This is a genomic window from uncultured Parabacteroides sp. (assembly GCF_947855115.1).
In the GTDB taxonomy this organism is placed as follows: Bacteria; Bacteroidota; Bacteroidia; order Bacteroidales; family Tannerellaceae; genus Parabacteroides.
In genome coordinates this window covers 36,677-58,348 of record NZ_CANTZW010000014.1, presented here as the reverse complement: position 1 = coordinate 58,348, position 21,672 = coordinate 36,677, and the positions used below count along the sequence as shown (strand labels likewise).

Sequence of the window (21,672 nt, the reverse complement as noted above, 5' to 3'; positions counted from 1 at the left end):
ATTAGAAGTTATAGTTTTTGGTAGAATTTTTCTTTTCCGCATCCTCTACTTTCACCAGATAGCTTTTGGGAAATTTTACGGCGGCAACTAGCAATCCGTCAAGACTGACGGTAAAATAATTCTTATTGTCGATCAAAATGACTTTTCCGATCATACCGGCGAATGGACCTTTCTTGATCATCATTTTATCACCGACCACATAACAAGAATCTAAGATTTTCACCTTTTTGTAGTTTTCTTGGATAAAACGCATAAATGGGGTCATTTGCTGCTCCGGCACGTACAATAATCCTTTCTTATCACGGATTCGATAAAGTTTCTGGGAATTCAAGTTAAAAACATTGTTCGCCAATAAATAATCAGCTTTGAAGAATATGAGATTATGGATAATGGGCACTTCCACCTCTCTTATTTCACCTTTTCGTTTAAGCATCTCTATTTTAGTCGGAACGAAACACTCTATATTATGGTCCTCAAAGTATTTCCGCATATTCAGTTCCGCATGAGCTATCGTACGTGCGACAAACCAAAAGCTCATTTTCAAAGGTGCCTTTTTTTCCATAAAATTAAGGTTCAATACACTCCATACCTACTAGCCAATTACTCCAAATTGGCTATATAAATCTATAAAACAGGCACTTAACACCAATGATATAAAAATCATATTTTATTTTCTCTCTTGTGTAATTCAACGCTACCCGATAGGTAACGCCTATTTCACGCCGCAAATGTAGCAAAAAATAATTAGAAACAAGTATTTTTATATTTATATCATTTATTAAGCCTCAGTAAATGGATATATTTATTATATATGTTTATAAACATAGAAATTATTTATTCTGTTTTTTGAATAAATGATATAATATATATAAAAATAGAAGCGATTTATCTCCATCTCCTATTTGTTATAGAGGTCTAAATATCTAAATAAGATATAACCGATGATCTTACATCATAGCCTCCTCCGTATCATATCAATGGGTTATAAAACTGCACTACATTTCTTAAAAGAGATCCAAGTCATTAATAACTTCAGATTTAAAGAAACACCGTAGCGGTACTTTCACATTTTCGCACACAAAATAACGTTAAAACAATAAGGAATTAAAATATTTTAATAGAAAAGCAATAATTCATTAACTAAAATATTTACTACAGACTTGCATATATCGAAAAAAATCACGAGTATTGCGTATATCTGTTATAAATCAGATGATCAAATATTTTTAGTTCACTAAACTATATATAAAACTTTCTAAACGCAGTTTTCAGCTATGTCAACGAATCATTAACAAACTATATAAAAATAGATAGAAGTTGTTAACCTTAAAAAGAAGAGCCTATGAAACAAGAACCATCATGAGCCATATCTAGTAGGGAAATAGACTAGAAAATGCGACAACATTCCCTGGTTAGGTTTAGTACCGAAATACGTTTAAATCAATTAGTACTAATATTAAAATCATTACAAATGTATGAATAAAATTTGTAAGTTCCATACCCCGATTAAACACAAAAATAAATTGGGTAGAGCCGTGAAGTTAACCTCAATCGTACTATCTGTTTTCACCACAGGAGTATACGCTTCAGTACACACTCACAATATGTATACGAAGGAGCCATCAACCGTATCTATCCCGCAACAGAATACCCGCAGGATCACTGGAACCGTGATTGATGCCGCCGGTATGCCAATAATCGGCGCTAATGTCATGGTAAAAGGGACAACGAACGGAACAATAACAGACATAGATGGAAAATTTACTCTGGAAATAGCCAAAGATGCTATTCTACAAGTATCTTATATCGGTTATATGAACCAAGAAATTTTAGTAGGCAATAAATCTGTTTTAAGTATCTCTTTGAAGGAGGATACACAAAAGTTGGACGAAGTGGTAGTGGTTGGTTACGGAACGATGAAGAAAAGTGATATCACAGGGGCAATCTCGTCCGTAAGCGAGGAAAGCATTGCTCGCCAACCCGTAGCCAATGTTTCCTCGGCGTTACAGGGCTTGGCTACCGGTGTATCTGTTACATCTAGTTCCGGTTCTCCAGGTGAGGCCGCAACGATTCGTATTCGTGGTGTCGGTACGGTAAACGACGCAGAGCCGTTATACGTCGTAGACGGAATGCCAGTCACAGATATCAATTATTTGAGTACGTCCGATATCCAATCCATAGAGGTGTTGAAAGACGCTTCCGCTTCCGCTATCTACGGTTCTCGCGGTGCAAACGGTGTCATCTTGATTACCACGAAAAAAGGTGAGGTCGGTAAAACTACCGTTACACTCGATGCGTATTGGGGTATGAATAAAGTGTTAAACAACCTTGATTTAATGTCTGGTCCGGAATGGTACGATTATCAAGAGCAATTGAACACCTTGCGTAGTGCTCCTATTGACTTGAGTCTCGTTAATCGTAACACGAATACCAATTGGATGGACGAGATTACCCGGACGGCCTTTATGCATAATTACAGCGTGGGTATCAGCGGAGGTAAAGCGGATGACTATAAATTTAATCTGGGTTTGAACTATATCAACCAAGATGGAACAATCAAGAAATCCAACTACGAACGATTCAGTGTCCGTCAAAGTACGGAAAAAACAGTGATCAAAGATCATTTGGTAGTGGGTACTAATGCATCGATCGCAAGATCTACCGACGCAAGTATTAGTGAGCGCAACAGTAGTAACGTGTACGACTCCGACTATGGTGTCGTAAGTAATGCGATCCGCTTAGATCCGGTAACTCCCGCCCAAAATGCAGACGGTTCATACGGTTACTCTCCTTATATTGACTACTATAACCCGTTAGCAAGTATCATGTATCGGGACAATAAACGAGAGAAACTTGCTTTCATCGGCAATATGTATGGCGAGTGGCAGATTATCAAAGGGCTAAAGTTCAAGAGCAGTTTCGGAGCGGAAATTCGAAGGATAGATACAAAGACTTTCTCGCCAGTTTACCAAGTATCATCCAGCCAGCGGAACTTGGAGAGCAGCTTAACGAAATCGCAGGTGAAAGGTCATTACTATACGTTTGAGAATACCCTCTCATATGATAATACGTTCGCCGAGAAACACACAGTCTCCGCTATCGTTGGCTATACCAATGAATGGGGGGGACAAGAAACCTTAAGCGCTGATGCGAGAGACCTTATCGGCGAGTCGGAGAACCTACACTATATTGACGCTACCTTGGATAAGAACAAGACCACAGCGAGTAACAGTGCTACGGAATATGGTATGATGTCTTATTTGGGTCGTGTACATTATGACTACGATAATAAATACCTTGTTACGGCCACATTCCGTCGAGATGGTTCCTCTAAATTCTCCTCCAAAAACCGTTGGGGTAATTTCCCCTCGTTCGCATTAGGTTGGAGACTTGATAATGAGGAGTTTTTCAAGAATTTGAATGCTCAATGGGTATCTTCCTTGAAACTCCGCGGTGGTTGGGGACAGATTGGTAACGAGAAAATCACCAATTACGTAGATCGCAGTTTGCTTTCATTGAACACTTCTTACGGTGCGCTGTTCGGAGCACGAGAGAACGAAACGTTATATCAAGGTATCGCTGTGGCACGATTAGGCAATCCGGATATCAAGTGGGAGACCACGGAGTCTTATAATATCGGTATAGATGCTAGTTTCTTCAACAACCGGTTGATGCTTAATTTCGAGTATTATAACAAGACCACAAAAGATATGCTGCTAGCAGCTCCGATGCCCATCTATATGGGATATATGAATGACACATTTACAAACATCGGTGAGGCGAGTAACCGAGGTATAGAGCTGAACCTCGAATGGCGAGATAAGACCGAAAGTGGTTTCGAATACAACATTGGCGTGAATATGTCCACCATCCGCAACCGTATGACGAAGTTAAATGGTGGTACACCGATTTCCGACGGGCCTTTCCGTAATGGTAGTATGTATCTGACCTATACAAACGAAGGCATGCCGATCGGAGCGTTCTGGGGTTACAAGACAGACGGATTGATTCAGACACAAGAACAATTGAATGCTGTGAAGCGGGCAGATTTCCAGCCTAACGCCGAGCTAGGCGATGTCTTGTTCGTAGATACGAACGGTGATGGCAAGTTAGACGCAAACGATCGATGTATGATCGGTAACCCGATTCCAGATGTCATCTATGGTATCAACGTGGGTATGGCGTGGAAAGGCTTCGACCTCAATTTGCAGTTTAGTGGAACAATCGGTAACGAGATCTTTAATGCAATGCGTTGGTACACTTATTTCCCGAACGATATCACGAACAAGGATCGAGCGATTTTGAATTATTGGACACCGACCAACACGAATACGGACATTCCTCGTCTAACACCCACGGACGTAAATGATAATGACCGCTTCTCCGATATGTATGTAGAGAATGGTACGTATCTTCGCTTGAAAAATGCACAATTGGGTTATACCCTGCCCGTTTCTGCGACACAAAAGATTAAGTTGCAACGGGTACGTTTCTATGTCAGCGGTTCAAATTTGTTCACGATCAGCAATTACTCGGGTATGGATCCTGAGGTCGGTCAGTCAAGTTCTTTATCAAGAGGTATAGATTATGGTATCTACCCTCAATCCATTTCATTCACAGGTGGTATCAATGTTACTTTCTAAATTTATAATATTATGTTTAAAAGCAAATATATCATAGGGATTGCACTTGCGATTTTAACAGGGTTCAGTAGTTGTGCGAATTTGGATTTGGATCCATTAGGTAGCCCAGAGGCTGGAGAAATATCGGAAGAACGGCAGGCATTCTTGCGTTTGGCGGCTGTCTATTCTGGCATGAAAGACTTCCGTTATACATGGTCAATGCAATGTTTTGGAGATGTATTATCAGAAGATGCAACGTTTAGCGGTTCTTCGAATGATGCGGCCGGCTTCACCTTGATGGAGAATTATCAATATCCAGCGGATCATACCGCAATCTCAGACAAATATACCTATTCCTACATGTGTATCAATAAGGCCAATTTGTTTATACGGGATATGGAATCAGCAGATGACGCTTTGTTTTCAGAATATAACAAAGAGCAGATGATTGGAGAGGCGAAATTTATCCGTGCCTACACCTATTTCGAACTCGTAAAAACCTTTGGTGGCGTTCCTTGTTACACGGGAGTTTTGGAACTTGATCATGAACGGCTCGGACGTGCAAGCGTTGAGGATGTGTATGCTGTGATTGAGCAAGATTTAAATGACGCAGTCGCTGTCTTACCAAAGAAGAGCGAGATTTCAAACTATGAAACAAAGTATGCGGGAAGAATCACTAAAGGTGCAGCCCTTGCCATGCAAACCCGTGTTTACCTTTATGAGAAAAAATACGATGAGGTAAAGAGGGCGTTCGAGAAATTCCAGAACGAATGTGGTGATGAGTACAGTTTGGTCAGCCCGGATCAATACGCTTGGCAATTCTCGTTGGATGGGGAACACTGTTCTGCATCTATCTTGGAAATAAATATGTATAACTCTACCACTCAAAGCTCATATAATGTCAATAACGGTAACCGTCACGTATTGATGTCAATGCCTAGAAATATGACGATCGGCTTTGGTTGCGCACAACCTACTCAAGCCTTGGCAGACGCTTATGATGCCGAGGGAGATGTGATCCGTAAGAACACCACACTTCTTTCCAGAGAAGAAGCTATCGAAATCGAAGTGGCGGCAAAAGGCGAGGTGGCTCCAATTACGGATGATCGAACCGGTTGGTATAACCGTAAATTGTATCTCAAACCCGGAGAAAGAGAGGAGAATAGAGGTAACAACCAGCCTACGAACTTGCGCCTAATTCGTTTGGCAGAAGTTTATTTAAACTATGCAGAGGCTTGCTATTTCACCGGTGACATCACAAACGCACATAGATATCTGAACGAGGTAAGAAGCCGTGTCAATTTGGCTCCCAAGAACAACTCCGGGGATCAATTGTTTGAGGATATCATGAACGAGCGTCATCTGGAGTTTGGAATGGAAGGTTTTCGGTTCTTTGATGTAGTTCGTGTAGGATGGGGCGAGCGAGTGTTTAGTCATGTCGTTAAGTATGGCGAATATGCTATGAATCCTTTCCATGCAGGTGCAGAAGTATTGCCTATACCTCAATCGGAGATTGATATTAGCGGTGGTTTGATTACGAATTAATTATAAGAAAATAACAACATGAAAAGAAATTTTTGGTTGCTCGGAATCTGTCTCTTGGCCGTATCATTCGTTGGAGAGGCCTTCGGGCAGAAGAAAAAACCTCGTATCGGCATTGCCGGTATACAGATAGAAAACAGCGTGTTCGTCCCGAATAGACAGCCTATCGTAGGACATCCCGTAAGAATGCCGGATTATCTGAGCCCGGACTCCGCAATGGGACAGGCGGCCACTTGGCTTCCCGCCCAGATTGGATACGGTGGTGGAAGAGGCCCCGTGACAAAAGAGTCGTACGATGCGTTTGTGGAAAAAACTCTGGAGATGATCAAGGCTAATATGCCATACGATGCTTTCTGGTTTTATAACCACGGAGCTTGTAGTGTGGAAGGTGTGGCTGATCCAGAAGGTGAATTTATGGAGAAGGTACGTAGTTTGATAGGAAACGATGTTTTGGTCACCACCACGATGGATCTTCACGGAAATACTTCTTGGTTGGTGGCTCTCAATTCCGATTTGATTACGACATATCGCCAAGCACCGCATGCAGATTCTCGAGAGTCGCACAGACGAGGGGTCGTCAATTTGTTGGAACGTCTTGAATCGGGGAAAGGACGTCCGGCATACAAGGCATGGGTTGCCGTTCCAGTCTTGGTATCCGGAGAATGGTCGAGTACCCGTGTCGAGCCTGCGAAATCACTGTACGCATTGGTTCCCGAGGTGGAAGCCATGCCCGGAGTGATAGATGCGGGGATATGGATTGGTTATGTTTGGGGAGACAACCCGCGGAACCAAGGAGTCGTGATGGTTTACGGTGACGACGAGGAACAGGTAAAAGCCGGGGCGAAGAAACTCGCCCGGAAATTCTGGGATGTCCGTAAGCAATTCTCGCTGGAGGCTCCGGGATATTCACTCGAAAAATGTATAGATCTGGCAATAGCGAGTAAAAAGAAACCTTTTTTTATCAGTGATATGGGAGATAACCCTGGTGGAGGCGGTTCTGGTGAGGTTACCTGGACTTTGGCGAGACTCTTGAAACGTCCGGAATTCCAGACCGATAAAGGTAAGAGTGTTCTTTATTGCTCTATCCCGGGAGAAGAAGTAGTTGAACAGGCACGTAAAGTTGGCGTAGGCGGGCACGTAGAAGGCATGGTAGGCGCTACGGTAGACAATTCTTACGAGGGTCCTGTGAAATTGTCGGGTACCGTCATTTATGTCAGCCCGGAAGAAGATAAGAATATGGAATCTTGGAGACGTAAAAGGAATATCGCTATCGTAAAAACAGGAAGTGTTTATGTGGTAGTAGGTACATCCTCTCCCACACCAAACCTAGAAGGTTCAGGAATCGATCCGAAAGAAATGGATATCGTAATGGTCAAACAAGGTTACCTTGTAACCCAATGGTACAATATACAAGCGGATTGGGTAATGGCTTTTACACGAGGAGGAGTGGATCAGGATTTCAAGAAGCTTCCCTATAAAAATATCGTGAGACCGATGTTTCCGATCGATCCAGACATGGCCGATCCGGAGTTGAACGTTATCATGGTTCCTTCCGCCAAGCACTACTATGGCAGATAGATCGTATTGATTAGCTTTATCTTTTTACTGCAATATCTATGCGGTGCTACCGCAATAGGTATTGCAGTATTACCATACAGGTGTTACAACGAGGATACGTCAAAATTAATACGCACAGAACACGTAAATGAGCGCTTTTATTAAATAATTAGCATATTTGCGTATTCCTAATGTTATAAATAAAAAGAGGTTATGGATCATTTAAACAAAAAACAGGGATTGTCTCTTTCCTTGGGGGGACTACTTGTCTTTAGTGGTTGTGCCCAACAGCGACCATTGGATGCGATGAAGCCGAATATCGTTTTCATCTTCGCGGATGATATGGGATACGGGGATGTATCGGCGTTGAATGAAAACTCGAAATTACAAACCCCGAACATCGACAGGATCGCCCATGAGGGTGTTATTTTTACGGATGCTCACTCCAGTTCTTCTGTCAGTACTCCATCACGGTATAGCGTGTTGACCGGGCGGTATAACTGGCGTTCCACCGAGAAGTTCGGCGTGTTAAACGGATATAGCAAAGCTCTTATCAGGGAAGATCGTCGGACGATAGCTCACGTGTTGAGAGATTGTGGATACGAAACCGCCGCCATCGGCAAATGGCATTTGGGGTGGGACTGGAATAATATCGAGGCCGGTAAGGATAGCGTGGATTTCAGTAAACCGATCGCAAACGGACCGACTTCTCGAGGTTTTGATTATTATTATGGGATTGCCGCTTCTTTGGACATGGCTCCTTACGTGTATGTGGAAAATGATAAGGTAACCGCTTTGCCTGATCGCATCACGGAGAATAAGGGGGGATATGGTTGGTGGCGTAAAGGTCCGACTGGCGCGGATTTCGAACATGAGAGAACGCTTCCCCATTTGGTGGATAAGGCGGTAGAGTATATTTGGGAAAAGTCGGGAAACAACAAACCTTTTTATTTATATCTTCCGCTTCCGGCTCCCCATACTCCGATTCTGCCGGTTAAGGAATATCAGGGTAAGTCGGGCCTAAATCCATACGGAGATTTCGTACTGATGGTGGATGATATGGTTGGCAGGGTAATGAAGGCGTTGAAAGATACAGGAGCGGACGAGAATACGATAATCGTATTTAGCACAGACAATGGTTGCAGCCCGGAAGCGAATTTCAATTTGCTCCAAGAGAAAGGGCATTCCCCCAGCTATATCTATCGCGGGCATAAGGCAGATCTTTTTGATGGAGGTCATCGTGTCCCTTGCGTGGTAAGATGGCCAGCAAGAATCAAGCCTCACGTAGTGAACCAGACTATTTGCCTAACGGACTTTTTCGCCACATTCGCTGCCATCGCCGATTACAGGTTGAAAGATACAGAAGGGGAAGACAGTTACGACATCCGGCCTTTATTATTGAATGAAAAGGAAAGCGGTACGATCCGCGAGGCGACCGTTCATCATTCGATAGATGGTGATTTCACGATCCGCAAAGGAGAATGGAAATTGTTGTTATCTCCCAGTTCTGGCGGTTGGAGCTTCCCGAGGCCAGGGAGGGATGACGAAGTGATCAAAACACTGCCAAAGGTTCAGTTATATAATATGAAGGAGGATCCGTCAGAAACCAATAATGTGTGCGCCGAACATCCGGAGATCGTAAAAGAGCTGAGGGCGTTGATGATAAAATACATCAAGGACGGTCGAAGCACTCCTGGGATACCGCAGAAAAATGACGGACCGGAAGTTTGGGAGCAACTGGGTTGGATGGAAGAGTGAACGACGATCATATGTGGTTGCGAACAGACCCGCAATGACACGAAAAAATGATTGGCGATCTTGGCACATCCGCACCAAATTAGGGAACGTAATTTAAACTGTGTCATGACTTGTTTTTGGGGTTAATAAAATATTGTTTTTAATTAATATTCAGATATTTATATCTTCAAGAACAAAAAACATACTTCAACAAAGAAACTAGAAATTGACACAGTTTGAATTACGGTCTTATAAATTATCCATTAATGTTCCTACTTAACAATTTTCGGACTTGTTCCTCGGTTAGGTTCCGGCGAGTCGCATAATCTCTCATCTGTTCCTCGTCGATAGAACCAACCATGAAGTATTGAGAAAAGGGATGGGCGATGTAGATTCCACTTACGGAAGCCGTAGGATACATGGCTCCATTCTCGGTTAGCCGAACGCCAATCTTGGACATATCAAGCAATTCATCCAACGTGAAATTCAACAATTGATCCGGCAAGGAAGGATAACCGATGGCCGGACGGATTCCTTGGTATTTCACTTTATAAAGTTCCGGGATAGACAAAGATTCATCTTTAGCATATCCCCAATATTCTTTCCGCACATTCTCGTGAAGATACTCGGCTGTCGCTTCCGCTAAACGATCGGTCAAAGTTTGCAGTAACATCGAGCTATAAGTGTCACCTTCTCGCTCGAATTCATCCTTCAACTCTTCTGCGCCTGCCCCTGCTGTAACGACAAAAGCACCCACATAGTCGGTCCGTCCCTCAGAAGCCGGCATTATATAATCCGACAGGCATTTATAGATATTTTCCTCCTTTTTCGCCTGTTGTCGCAATAATGGCAAAATAATATTTCCCATCCGGATATTATCTCCCTCGCTATTCGCAGGGAAAAATCCATAAATAGCTTTACAATATTCAGCTTTCATATCGACCAACCGGTCTAAAAGCTTGGTAGCATCCTTGTACAACCGCATCGCCTCCGCAGCCTTCGCACGATCTTTCTCCGGAAAACTTGCCAACCAAGACGCACGACAAGAATCGCAACCATGTATCTTAGAAATATCCGAGAAACGACCATTCAATTTCCATGCGCTAAAAAAGAAAGTCCAATGGATATAAGGAATCACTTCTTCCAATGGGATATAAGGAATGACGTGTATACCTTCCCGGGTAGGGATAACCGGTACATATCCGTTCCAATCTATCTCGACAGGATGCTTACGGGCCTCCGAAAGAGAAACCAGTACACCTTTACTCTGTCCTAAAGAAGCGCGTAAAGCCTCTTGTTCTTGTTCCAGCTCCATGATATAAGCGTCGCGGGTATCCGGATTCAACAGTTTGGCAGCGATTAACGGGTTCTGGGAGGCATCCAACACATGGATCACCGGATAATCGTAATGCGGGGCGATCTTCACCGCCGTATGCAATTTAGAGGTTGTAGCGCCACCCACCATGATCGGAATCGTAAGCCCCGCCTTCTGCATCTCGTCCGCCACATGCGCCATTTCTTCCAAGGAAGGAGTTATCAAGCCGGACAGACAGACCAAGTCTGGTTTCTCTTCGATCGCTTTCTTTACGATCACCTCTGCCGGAACCATTACCCCTAAATCAATTACCTCATAGTTATTACAAGATAATACGATGGAAACAATATTCTTGCCAATATCATGTACATCACCCTTTACCGTAGCGAAAATAACCTTACCAGCCTTCGCCGAACCGGAAGCTTTCTTTTCCGCCTCAATAGCGGGTTGTAAAATAGCCACGGCCTTTTTCATCGTGCGTGCGGTCTTCACTACTTGAGGGAGAAACATCTTTCCGGCACCGAACAATTCGCCTACCTTATTCATTCCGCTCATCAACGGGCCGTCAATTATATCCACGGCATGCGGGTAGATCCGTAGCGCTTCTTGTAAATCATCTTCTAAATAATCTCCAAGCCCCTTGATCAAAGCATGCTCCAAACGCTCCTTCAATGAAAGCTCACGCCAAGCCTCATGTTTTTCCGGAGTCTCTCCGGAAGCTTGTACATGCAAATTTTGGGCATAAGCAATTAATTCCTCGGCAGCTTCCGGACGACGTGCCAAGACCACGTCTTCCAACAACGTGCGAAACCCCGGTTCTATATCCTCATAAAGTACCGAGGTAGATGGATTTACAATCCCCATATCCATTCCTTTCCCGATCGCATGATACAAGAATACGGAATGCATGGCCTCACGTACATAATTGTTTCCCCGGAAAGAGAAAGATAAATTACTTACCCCACCGCTCACCCTTGCGCCCGGCAGGTTCTTCTTGATCCACTCAACGGTACGGATAAAAGCTAAACCATAGCCATTATGTTCTTCCATACCGGTAGCGATCGCCAACACATTCGGATCAAAAATAATATCTTGCGGATTAAAATCTATTTTCTCGGTCAACAGGCGATAGGCCCGCCCACAGATCTCGATCTTTCGCTCATAGGTATCTGCTTGTCCTTTCTCGTCGAAAGCCATTACAACCGTGGCGGCCCCCAATCGTTTGATACGAGCGGCATGTTTCAGGAATACCTCCTCACCCTCTTTCAAAGAGATAGAATTCACGATACCCTTACCTTGCACGCACATCAAACCTTCCTCAATCACTTCCCATTTGGAGGAGTCGATCATGACAGGCACACGGGCGATATCCGGCTCGGAGGCGATCAGGTTCAAGAAAGTTTTCATTTCTTTCACGGCATCCAACATGCCATCGTCCATATTGATGTCGATCACTTGGGCACCATCTTCCACTTGCTTACGGGCGATGGTCAACGCTTCCTCATAATTTCCTTCTTTTATCAGGCGCAAGAACTTTCGCGAACCGGCCACATTACAACGCTCACCTACGTTCACGAAATTATTCTCGGGTTTCACCTCCAGCAATTCCAAGCCCGACAACCACAAACAATCCGGCTTTGGGGCCGGGACATGAGGTTTAGCACCTTTCACCAACTCCGGATATCTAGAGATATGCGCCGGAGTCGTTCCGCAACAGCCTCCGATAATATTCACCAAGCCTTCCTCTACGAAAGGTTTCACATGTTGGGCCATTTTATCCGGAGTCTCGTCGTAGGTTCCAAAGCTATTCGGCAATCCGGCGTTCGGATAAGCGCTGATATAATAAGGGGCATATTTCGCCAACTCTTGCAAATAGGGTTTCATGTCTGCCGCCCCGAAAGAACAGTTCAAGCCCACCGTAACAATATGCGTATGCTGTATGGAGGCCAAGAACGCCAATAAAGTCTGTCCGGAGAATGTTCGCCCGCCTTGCGCGGACAGAGTCAAAGACAACATAACCGGAAGATCTTTTCCTTTCTCTTCCAGCACGACCTCAGCCGCCTCCAAGCCTGCTTTTACGTTCAAGGTATCGAATGTGGTCTCGAAAAGGAGGATATCTACCCCGCCGTCAACCAGTCCTTCAACTTGCTCCTTATAAGCCGTGTACAGATCTCGGTAGGTTACGGCACGATAAGCGGGATCGCTCACATCCGGGCTCATGGAAGCCGTCTTATTGGTAGGGCCGATCGAGCCGGCCACGAAAATCGTACGGTCCGGATGCTCTGCCATATAGGTATCCGCAACCTCCCTCGATAATCGCCCGGCGGCAAGATTTATCTCACGCACATAAGCCTCCATCGCGTAATCTGCCATGGATATAGCGTTCGCGTTAAATGTATTCGTAGCGAAGATATCCGCTCCCGCATCCAAATACTGACGATGAATAGACTGGATTACGTCCGGACGGGTGATGCACAATAAATCATTGTTACCTTTCAGTTGTCCCGGAAAATCGGCGAAACGTTCGCCTCGGTAATCTTGTTCGTTTAGTTTGAAACTTTGGATCATGGTACCCATACCACCATCCAAGATCAAAATGCGCTCATTCAAGAGTCGCAGAAATCGTTCCTTATTCATAAATCTGTTTTACCTTTACTTATGCGCAGGAGGAAAAATTATCGTTTGAAAGCACGATCCATCTCCCGCCTGTCATCTCGTTCGCGGATAGAGTCTCGCTTATCGTATTCTTTTTTACCTCGTGCGATCGCTACTACGACCTTCGCCAAACCTTTCTCGTTGATAAACAAACGAGTGGGAACGATCGTAAAGCCACTGGCACGAACGGCGCCATCGATCTTTCGTAATTCCTTTTTGGTAAGAAGTAATTTCCGGTCTCGCCGTGCGTTGTGATTATTGTACGTACCGTAAAAATACTCGGCGATATACATATTCTTCACCCACAGTTCCCCTTTTTCCACGATACAAAACGTATCTACCAAGCTCGCCTTCCCTAAACGGATCGATTTGATCTCTGTCCCGGTCAGTACGATCCCAGCCGTAAAAGTATCGAGCAACTCGTAATCGAACGTCGCCCGTTTATTCTTTATCTGTATGTTATAACTAATCTTCTCTTTCATTTTGTGTTATTCTGTCAAAAACTCAAACCGGGCATCAGCATCGACAACAAGATCTCGATAACAGCCGGAGTCAGTAATATAATGGCGGTTGTAAATCCAACAAATTTCAGACGGATCTTCTCCTCGACTCCCATATACGGGCCAGCACCTTCCCAGACAATATAGAACGTATAAAGAATAAATATCCGCAAGAAGAAAAACTCGGGTAGCAACATCAATATGATATTCAAAGCGAACATCAACGACGAGGAATATCCAACGAAACGCAACCACAATTTCAAATCCTTCTCCCGTTTAAATAGACCTTGCCATATCTCGTTCATCAGGTAAGCCCCGAGATAAAAACCTCCGAACGAAGACACAAATGTCCGGATAGACGACTTCAACGCCAGCTCCAAATCAAACTCCTTTCGCGTAAACAATACGCCCAGAAACGCCGCTACGGTAACGAAGCCGATCAATGGATACACGAATCGAGATAAGAACTCCTCATGCTTCTCTTCCTTTTTCACTAACAAAACCCACGCCTTCGCCGGTTGTGAGATGATAGCGATTACCCATCTAAATATCTCCTTATACATCTCTGTTCTCTTTTAAATAGCAAAAGTATATATTTAATTCGTAAAACGCAACGTAAACACATCGGTTGCCCCCCAAACGCATGCGGTTGTATCTGCGTTATAACGCTCGGCATAATTTATTTTAAAATTTATCGCGTCTTGTCCCTCGCTACTTTCTTTCGCTTTAGCTTGGTCCAAAAACTTATCAATCGTAAAAGCGGTCGTGTTGACCCATTTAGCGGAATCACCGGTCCCACCTTCCTGGGTTACCCGGAGATATAGATTATAGATACGTTGCCCGTCATCGTCTTTTTCCACTTCCTGGTCAGGATCATACGATAAGTTGAATATGTCTTTTTGATCGACTTGGTGATTCGTATGCTGGGTTTGCAAAAAGAAACGTCCCTCCAGGTAGATGCTTTTCTTAAAATCAAGCGTAACCAGGCGTTCTTTGTCCAAGATAACCGTGGTATCGGTCAATGTCTCATGCAAAGGCCATACGGCGACCGAATCGTACTTATAAATCTCAGCGTTGTAAACGCCATTACCCAGTTCCTCGCTAAAATTCGTCTTAAAATCAACCAGGCAGCAATCCCCGTCTTTCAAATCCGTCCGGTTCTCAAACTCAGCGGAAGAGACGATAAAAATATTTCCATCCTCATCTGCCGTATAGATGCATCGCATAGGGTTCTCACGTATAACTCCTACCCGATGATAATTGATAGAATTACTTCCATCCCCCATACAAGAGGTCATCATGCCTAAAAACAGGGATAAAAATAAGCCATATAAAATTCGCGCTCTCATCTTCTCTAGTTTATAAGTAAAGGATCTGTTACTCCCCATGTGAACTGGGTACTATCTTCCGGATTGATCTGATCGATATAATGGATCTGTATATACATGTCTGCGTCGCTTCCTCCTTGTTCCCGCATATCCTTGATAAAATTCGACAAATTAAAGGCGTTAATAACCCCGATAATCTCTTCTGCCTTATCCTCCGGTTTCCCGGTTGTAGCGGCAGCTCGTAAATATAAGGAATAAACTGATTTCTGATCCTCAACAACAGGCTGCTGGGCCGGGTCATAAGTCAGTTGCCAGCTCAGGGTACGCCCTTCTGTCGTCCGGCAGGCCGACGGTAAAAACAAATGATCTTCTAATTTGATATATAAAACAGAGTCATACGGATTGACCGCAAGTACCGGTTGCTCATTTGTCAATAACTTATGCGTATCCGTAAGAGGGCTCTTGGCATTTTGCTGGTCGACAGCCGTTCCTCCTTGCAAGGTCACCGTATAATATCCTTTCTGTTCAGCATCCGCATTCTCCGGCAGGCTCGGATCGTAATCAAAGCTCACCAATAGGCATTTACCCTCCGAATACGAACTCAACCCTGTCGCATAAATCCAACCGAAACGGGTATTGGCCATCATCAACGCACTATCCCCATGCTGGCGGACTACAGCGGCGGTCGTTCCCGGATTATAGATATTGTTTATGTCTTTCAGGCAAGAAGTAAACATACTTACAATAACCACTCCCCAGACAAACCCTATTAAACTCTTGTATTTCATTTCACAATACTCCTCTTAAAGTACGCAAAGATACGATCTTTACCCATATACATAAAAAAACTCTCAAAAGTTTCCGTAGAAAACTTTTGAGAATTCTTATCGTTACCCGATTTGTCTAAACATTTACTACTCTTTAATGGTAGCGAAAGGAACATTTATGGAACTCCATGTAAGATCCGTACTGTCTTTCTCATTAATATTACTCAAATAATGAATTTTCAGGTTAAAGCTATCCGCTTCTTTCATACCCTCTTTCTTCATGATAGACTCTAACACATCACCAACTTTAAACGCCTGATACTCAGAAGTAGAACTTAAAGTCTCGCCCGTTCCTTCATTTGTTCTCACCGCACGTAAGAACAGGCTATAAGTAGAAACTCCATCTTCTACCTGAACCGAGTCTGTCGCCGTTTGATTCCAATATAAGGTATATCGGTTCACCTGATTCTTATGCGCATTGTACGCCATTCCTAAAAATATGTATTTCTCTATATAAGAACCGAAGATCATATTCTTTACAACCACCTCATTATTCAGCAAAGCGGTTGTATCCGACGTGCTATAAAAATCCGTGGTTCCTTTTGTTATTTCCTGCAAGCCTGAGATCGTAGCCATATAATAACCGTTCGCCGCGGCGTTGACATTCTCTTCGGAACTTAAGTCTACCTCAAAAGATGCCAAATAGCAAACATCCGGCATGATAGAGACATTCGGAGAATATAAAGCACCATAAGCTGTATTCAAAATAGTTTTGTATGATTTCTCTGAGACACCTCCTACTCCAAAGCCGGAATTCGAGAAACTATTATTCCCTTCACCCAAACAAGAGGTTAACAACAACAATGCAGCAGCAGTAGCCGCTCCCACCAATTTAAATGCTTTCATAATTCAAATTTTCTATTTTTTTAAGTATTTGTATTTACATTGTCACAATTCATAGAGTCATTAAAAACCAAAACGGAATCCGAATTGAAGGCTCACGTTCAACGGCTTCTCCGAATGGATGGTTTCTATCTCACTGCCATTATCAAAATAATAGCAAATCCCGGCCTCCGCGAAAGCGCTCACGAAGCGGATAACCGGATAACTCACACCGGCACGGGCATTTACAGACCACAACCATTCTTTCATCCGGGTATGCTCGCTTTGCTTAGCGATCTCTACCTCATCCGAGAATAATTTCATCCTGCGTTTACCCGCGACATTTACCTCCGTCATACCTCCGGCTGAGGCATATACCATAAAACGGTTCCATTCCGCGATCTTATATGTCAAAGACAACGGAATCCCTATAAAATGCAATCGCTGGTCATTCTCTATATGATACGTGTTATTCGTACTCCATTCCGATCTCAAATAAGAATAAGTCAATCCAGTCTGTAAAGAAAAGCGATTATTCAAGTAACGGCTGACCGAGATCCCTACCCCGATCGGTGTCTTATGATGGATATCCGTCTTAGCGGGATCTTTCTTTTCCGTGTCGAACGAATTTAAGCTCATCAGGTTCTCGCTTTTAAGCACGCTACTGTTCGTCACATACTGAGGAACCAGGTTATCCGCTCCCATGGAGAGGCCTCCACCTCCCATGCCGAATCCCCATTTCCGGGAAGCCTTCTCAGACTTCTTTGGGACAACCGGGGTAACATCCGCGACAAGCACCTCGTTCTTTAAAACAACGACCTCATCCTCCTTCTTCTCTATATCTTGCCTTACGACCGCCTTCTCATCCTCAGGCATATTGGCAGACATTACCTTTGCATCGGAAACAGATCGATTCTCTTCATTCTCCCTATTACCCAGGAATAGAGCCATTCTAGCCCGACCTTCCCGCTTAACCGCACCGGATACGGCACTTGGCCTTACGCTTGCAACGGCAGGGGCTGTCGCCAATACCGGCGCTTGCTCCATCGTTTTCTCTGCCGGGACAACCGGGATGTCCGCAGGCATCGGCTCTCGCAAAGATCGCATCTCTTGCGCCACCGGCAGATCCTCCACCTCCCTATCGTATAAATAGATTCCACCGGATACGACCAATAAGGAGATCACGGCGGCGGCAACCCAGTAGCGAAGCGTGCGACGCAAAGGAACCGGAGCCTTTCCGGGCAATCGATCGGCTATAGCCTCCCAGTCGCCGGGCAGCGTATCCACCTCGAAATCCTCTAGTCTCGACCGGATAGCGTCATCCCATATATCTCTTTCCTTTTCACTCATCTTATCTTAATACAATGCGTTAATTCTACGTTGTAATAACTGCTTGGCACGGGTATACTGGGAACGGGAAGTACTCTCTGTTATATTCAACATCTCACTGATCTCCTTATGAGAATATCCCTCTATCGCGAACATATTGAATACGGTACGGAAACCAACCGGCAACTCCTTCACTAGTTTCATCAGCTCTGCCGCCGACATGTCCGAGATAGCCGAACTATCGGGCTGAACCAGTTCCGCCGTATTATCCAGATCTGTCGCCTCGCGCAACACATCCGACTTTCGCAGATATTCCAACGCACAATTAACAAAGATCTTCCGCATCCACCCCTCGAATGAGCCACTTCCCGTATAGGAATCCATACTGGTAAAAATTTTCACGAAGCCATCCTGCAACAAATCGCGAGCCGTTTCCCTGTCGTTAACATAACGAAGACAAACTCCCATCATTTTCCGGGAATATACATCATAAAGCTCTTTCTGAGCCCTTCTCTCCCCCTTCCGACAACCCTCTATCAGTTGTAGCTCATTCATTCAGTCGTGCCTTGAACGTCTCCCTTTCCGGAAACTGTACAATATTAGGATGTAAATAATTAAACAAATGCTGCATTCCGCAGAAAATTTATTTCACAAACAAGGCGGACACACAGGCCCGCCCCCACGGAACATCCGCAAAGATAAGATGTTCTTATGAATTTCCATGTTAATGAGCGTGAGTATGCTCACTTTTTTTTCGCCGGAGGTACCGGGCATCCTGCACCATCGTCTACCGGAACCGCTTCCATACCTATTTTCTTAAAGGCCGCGGCCAGACGGGTCTTGGAGGTCTTAGCGGTCTTGTAGGTCACTACGGCCGTGCGAGTGGTGAGATCACATTTCAAGTCGGTAACCCCTTTCTCGAAGGCGATATTTTTCTCGATCTTCTTGATGCAATGGTCACAATCCATCGCCTCGATAAAGAATGTCACCGATTCCTTCTTCTTTTTCGCATCCTGGGCAGACGCGATCGATACCGTAAACACGGTACAAAGCAATAACATAATCAATTGTCTCATAATCAATCGTTTTTTTTTAAATATAACAACTTCTAATTATCCATTCATACATACCTTCAAAATCACGGCGGCATATACGTATTTATATACATTAATCCCTGCTTATATTAAAGCGGATTCCCGCATAAATCTTCCGTCCGTGTACCGGTCCCCACACCATAGAGCCATCAAAATTATCCCCTCTGGGATTGGCCGCATCGATAATCGGGTTAGGCTGTTTGTAATCAAACAAGTTCTCGGCCCCTACGTAGATAGACCACCTACGGAAATATTTCGTAATCTGCGCGTTGACTACCGTATAAGCCTCAAAATCCGGTCCCCATAACGGATTAGACGCATCCGGTGTCGGCATGCGGCCTCCTCCGTTAAATTGCCCTGTCAAATCGAACTGCCACTTTTTCAACGGGGTTTGATAAGAGGCGGTCAATAAGCCTTTATAATCACTAACCAACGGCTTTTTTAACCGGCGTGTCACTCCCAGCTCATTCCGGTAATCAGTCTTCGCGGACGTATAGCGATAAGCTGCCGTCAGCGTAAATCCACGGAAAAAAGGATAGGAGGCTTCCACCTGGAAGCTATTCGAATAGGAACGGCCCTCCAGATTGTAGAAACGAACCGCATGAGGATCGCTATCCATATCCACCACGACCTGTTTCAAGAAATCGGTATAATACCATTCACCGTTCAAGCTCAGTTCTTTCCCGAACAAAGGTATATAAAAAGACAGATTCAAACCGGTATTCCATGCCTCTTCTTGATCCAGATCATCGGCGATATACATTTTCCGGCTACTGGCTAACAAAAAATTATTCTCTGCCAGCACATTCGCTGTCCGAAACCCCTTACCCGCCGAGGCCCGGATATGGAACCACTCGAATGGATTATATTTAATATGTACGCGAGGAGTCACGAAGAAATCATACAAGGTACTATAATCGGCACGTACACCAGCCAGAAAGATCAATTTATCATTCAGGTTGAACGTATATTGGGCATAAGCTCCCGGTACGATTTCCGTACGGTCGTAAGCATGGCGAACCGGCGCACCTTCCACATATTGAACCAGATTCTCGTCGAAACCATCATAATTCATACTCAATCCGGCGCTCAGGCTATGCATCGGCGTAAATTCCTTCTCGTACAGCAAGCTGGCATATATATTTTCCTGATACACGTTGTAGGGCGTACGGTCGTATCTTGATTTTTGCTCATGATAAGAACCGGAAAGTATCAAAGCCACACTCTCCACTTTTTCCTTGTCGATAATATAGGCTTGCTTCGTAAATAACTCAGCCCGGTTGGTGTTTAAATGAACCCGATAAGGATCGGTGAAATCATGGTGTCGCGTATCCTGTCCTCCGGTACGCCCCTCATGTAAATACCGGATACCATACTGAGCCACATACTTGTCTAACTTATGATACCAACGGTTCATTATGTTCACTTGCTCTTTTAAAGGCGTATCGAGAAAACCATCATCATTGCCATCATGTTGCATTTTATCATTCGAATAATGTACCAGCAAACCGGTAGACAGCTTATCATTGATATGCCAGGATGCGTCCGCATTCCCTTCATAACGCCCGGCATCGCTCGCAAATACGTTGGCAGAGAAAATATCTGCCGTAGGGGGCTTCTTAAACTCCACGTTGATCTGTCCGGCCAATGCCTCATAACCATTTTTAACCGAAGAGGTTCCTTTAGATACTTGGATACTTTCCATCCAAGCTCCCGGAACATAATCCAAACCGTATAGGGAAGCGGCACCCCGGAAATTCGGGTAATTCTCGGTCAACATTTGCACATAAGTTCCCGCCAGCCCCAACAACTTGATTTGCCGGGCACCTGTCGCCGCATCCGAGTATGATACGTCAACCGATGGATTTGTCTCAAAGCTCTCCGCTAAATTACAGCAGGCCGCACGACAAATCTCATCATACGTGATTTTCTGGGTCTGCAACACGCTCGTACGGGAAGCGATGGTTCCCATCTTACGCTCGCTGACCACTACCTCATCCAGAGCGATCTCGCCTTTTAAAACAACTTGTACCATCTCGCTCTCCTCATCCACAGGAGTAACCTCCGTTACATAACCGATATAGCTAACTACCAAATTCTTGGCATCGCCTTTTCGTTCCAACTCAAAATTTCCATCCGCATCGGTAGTAGTCCCGAATTGAGTCCCTTCCCAATACACATTCGCCCCGATGACAGGTTGCTTGTTTTCATCATATACACGTCCTTTCACTTTCCCGCCGGAATTTTCGGCCCAAGCCAAAGCGAAAGTCATACAAGCGAGTAAAAATATCAGATATAATTGTCTTAGCATTATCGTTATTATTTGATCGAATCATTAAATATA

At 44.3% G+C, this 21,672-nt stretch carries 15 protein-coding genes; 4 read left to right on the top strand and 11 right to left on the bottom strand.

The window, feature by feature from the left end:
• Position 1 precedes the first annotated feature (1 nt).
• Positions 2 to 562, bottom strand: coding sequence for a UpxY family transcription antiterminator (locus Q0110_RS10220; protein WP_297906050.1), 561 nt, complete (start codon positions 560 to 562; stop codon positions 2 to 4).
• 913 nt (positions 563 to 1,475) lie between these two features.
• Between Q0110_RS10220 and Q0110_RS10215 the strand changes: the two genes are divergently transcribed.
• The 4 genes from Q0110_RS10215 (at position 1,476) to Q0110_RS10200 (ending at position 9,479) form a co-directional block, all read left to right on the top strand.
• On the top strand, positions 1,476 to 4,643 hold the full coding sequence (locus tag Q0110_RS10215) for a TonB-dependent receptor (RefSeq protein WP_297906049.1): 3,168 nt from the start codon (positions 1,476 to 1,478) through the stop codon (positions 4,641 to 4,643).
• Between the two features lie 12 nt (positions 4,644 to 4,655).
• A complete protein-coding gene (locus Q0110_RS10210; protein WP_297906048.1) occupies positions 4,656 to 6,167 on the top strand; it encodes a RagB/SusD family nutrient uptake outer membrane protein in 1,512 nt (503 codons plus the stop codon).
• Positions 6,168 to 6,185: 18 nt separating this feature from the next.
• Positions 6,186 to 7,742, top strand: coding sequence for a M81 family metallopeptidase (locus Q0110_RS10205; protein WP_297906047.1), 1,557 nt, complete (start codon positions 6,186 to 6,188; stop codon positions 7,740 to 7,742).
• Between the two features lie 192 nt (positions 7,743 to 7,934).
• Entirely contained in the window at positions 7,935 to 9,479 is a 1,545-nt protein-coding gene (locus tag Q0110_RS10200) for an arylsulfatase (RefSeq protein WP_297906046.1), read from the top strand.
• 235 nt (positions 9,480 to 9,714) lie between these two features.
• Here Q0110_RS10200 and metH read toward each other — a convergent pair whose 3' ends face one another.
• The 10 genes from metH to Q0110_RS10150 form a co-directional block, all read right to left on the bottom strand.
• Positions 9,715 to 13,410, bottom strand: coding sequence for a methionine synthase (gene metH, locus Q0110_RS10195; RefSeq protein WP_297906045.1), 3,696 nt, complete (start codon positions 13,408 to 13,410; stop codon positions 9,715 to 9,717).
• A 38-nt stretch (positions 13,411 to 13,448) separates the two neighbouring features.
• Entirely contained in the window at positions 13,449 to 13,910 is a 462-nt protein-coding gene (gene smpB / locus Q0110_RS10190) for an SsrA-binding protein SmpB (protein ID WP_297906044.1), read from the bottom strand.
• 14 nt (positions 13,911 to 13,924) lie between these two features.
• A complete protein-coding gene (locus Q0110_RS10185) occupies positions 13,925 to 14,491 on the bottom strand; it encodes a YIP1 family protein (RefSeq protein ID WP_297906043.1) in 567 nt (188 codons plus the stop codon).
• 33 nt (positions 14,492 to 14,524) lie between these two features.
• The gene (locus Q0110_RS10180; RefSeq protein WP_297906042.1) at positions 14,525 to 15,277 is read right to left on the bottom strand and encodes a hypothetical protein; all 753 of its coding nucleotides are present in this window, start codon (positions 15,275 to 15,277) and stop codon (positions 14,525 to 14,527) included.
• Positions 15,278 to 15,282: 5 nt separating this feature from the next.
• Complete coding sequence (locus Q0110_RS10175) at positions 15,283 to 16,044, bottom strand: hypothetical protein (protein ID WP_297906041.1); 762 nt, start codon at positions 16,042 to 16,044, stop codon at positions 15,283 to 15,285.
• A gap of 126 nt (positions 16,045 to 16,170) precedes the next feature.
• Positions 16,171 to 16,929, bottom strand: a complete 759-nt coding sequence (locus Q0110_RS10170; protein ID WP_297906040.1) for a hypothetical protein — start codon at positions 16,927 to 16,929, stop codon at positions 16,171 to 16,173.
• Between the two features lie 60 nt (positions 16,930 to 16,989).
• Positions 16,990 to 18,255: a porin family protein gene (locus Q0110_RS10165; protein WP_297906039.1), complete on the bottom strand. Its 1,266-nt coding sequence runs from the start codon at positions 18,253 to 18,255 to the stop codon at positions 16,990 to 16,992.
• A gap of 6 nt (positions 18,256 to 18,261) precedes the next feature.
• Positions 18,262 to 18,789 (bottom strand): sigma-70 family RNA polymerase sigma factor, encoded by a 528-nt coding sequence (locus tag Q0110_RS10160; RefSeq protein ID WP_297906038.1) that lies wholly within the window; start codon positions 18,787 to 18,789, stop codon positions 18,262 to 18,264.
• A gap of 188 nt (positions 18,790 to 18,977) precedes the next feature.
• Positions 18,978 to 19,310: a heavy-metal-associated domain-containing protein gene (locus tag Q0110_RS10155; RefSeq protein ID WP_297906037.1), complete on the bottom strand. Its 333-nt coding sequence runs from the start codon at positions 19,308 to 19,310 to the stop codon at positions 18,978 to 18,980.
• 91 nt (positions 19,311 to 19,401) lie between these two features.
• Complete coding sequence (locus Q0110_RS10150) at positions 19,402 to 21,639, bottom strand: TonB-dependent receptor (RefSeq protein WP_297906036.1); 2,238 nt, start codon at positions 21,637 to 21,639, stop codon at positions 19,402 to 19,404.
• Between the last annotated feature and the right edge of the window lie 33 nt (positions 21,640 to 21,672).

Excerpts from the sequence above, each read along its gene's own strand:
- Q0110_RS10210 (WP_297906048.1), top strand. The coding sequence starts at position 4,656 with ATGTTTAAAAGCAAATATATCATAGGGATTGCACTTGCGATTTTAACA.
- metH (WP_297906045.1), bottom strand. The coding sequence starts at position 13,410 with ATGAATAAGGAACGATTTCTGCGACTCTTGAATGAGCGCATTTTGATC.
- Q0110_RS10170 (WP_297906040.1), bottom strand. The coding sequence starts at position 16,929 with ATGAAAGCATTTAAATTGGTGGGAGCGGCTACTGCTGCTGCATTGTTG.
- smpB (WP_297906044.1), bottom strand. The coding sequence starts at position 13,910 with ATGAAAGAGAAGATTAGTTATAACATACAGATAAAGAATAAACGGGCG.
- Q0110_RS10220 (WP_297906050.1), bottom strand. The coding sequence starts at position 562 with ATGGAAAAAAAGGCACCTTTGAAAATGAGCTTTTGGTTTGTCGCACGT.
- Q0110_RS10175 (WP_297906041.1), bottom strand. The coding sequence starts at position 16,044 with ATGAAATACAAGAGTTTAATAGGGTTTGTCTGGGGAGTGGTTATTGTA.
- Q0110_RS10150 (WP_297906036.1), bottom strand. The coding sequence starts at position 21,639 with ATGCTAAGACAATTATATCTGATATTTTTACTCGCTTGTATGACTTTC.
- Q0110_RS10200 (WP_297906046.1), top strand. The coding sequence starts at position 7,935 with ATGGATCATTTAAACAAAAAACAGGGATTGTCTCTTTCCTTGGGGGGA.
- Q0110_RS10205 (WP_297906047.1), top strand. The coding sequence starts at position 6,186 with ATGAAAAGAAATTTTTGGTTGCTCGGAATCTGTCTCTTGGCCGTATCA.
- Q0110_RS10160 (WP_297906038.1), bottom strand. The coding sequence starts at position 18,789 with ATGAATGAGCTACAACTGATAGAGGGTTGTCGGAAGGGGGAGAGAAGG.
- Q0110_RS10180 (WP_297906042.1), bottom strand. The coding sequence starts at position 15,277 with ATGAGAGCGCGAATTTTATATGGCTTATTTTTATCCCTGTTTTTAGGC.
- Q0110_RS10165 (WP_297906039.1), bottom strand. The coding sequence starts at position 18,255 with ATGAGTGAAAAGGAAAGAGATATATGGGATGACGCTATCCGGTCGAGA.
- Q0110_RS10215 (WP_297906049.1), top strand. The coding sequence starts at position 1,476 with ATGAATAAAATTTGTAAGTTCCATACCCCGATTAAACACAAAAATAAA.
- Q0110_RS10185 (WP_297906043.1), bottom strand. The coding sequence starts at position 14,491 with ATGTATAAGGAGATATTTAGATGGGTAATCGCTATCATCTCACAACCG.
- Q0110_RS10155 (WP_297906037.1), bottom strand. The coding sequence starts at position 19,310 with ATGAGACAATTGATTATGTTATTGCTTTGTACCGTGTTTACGGTATCG.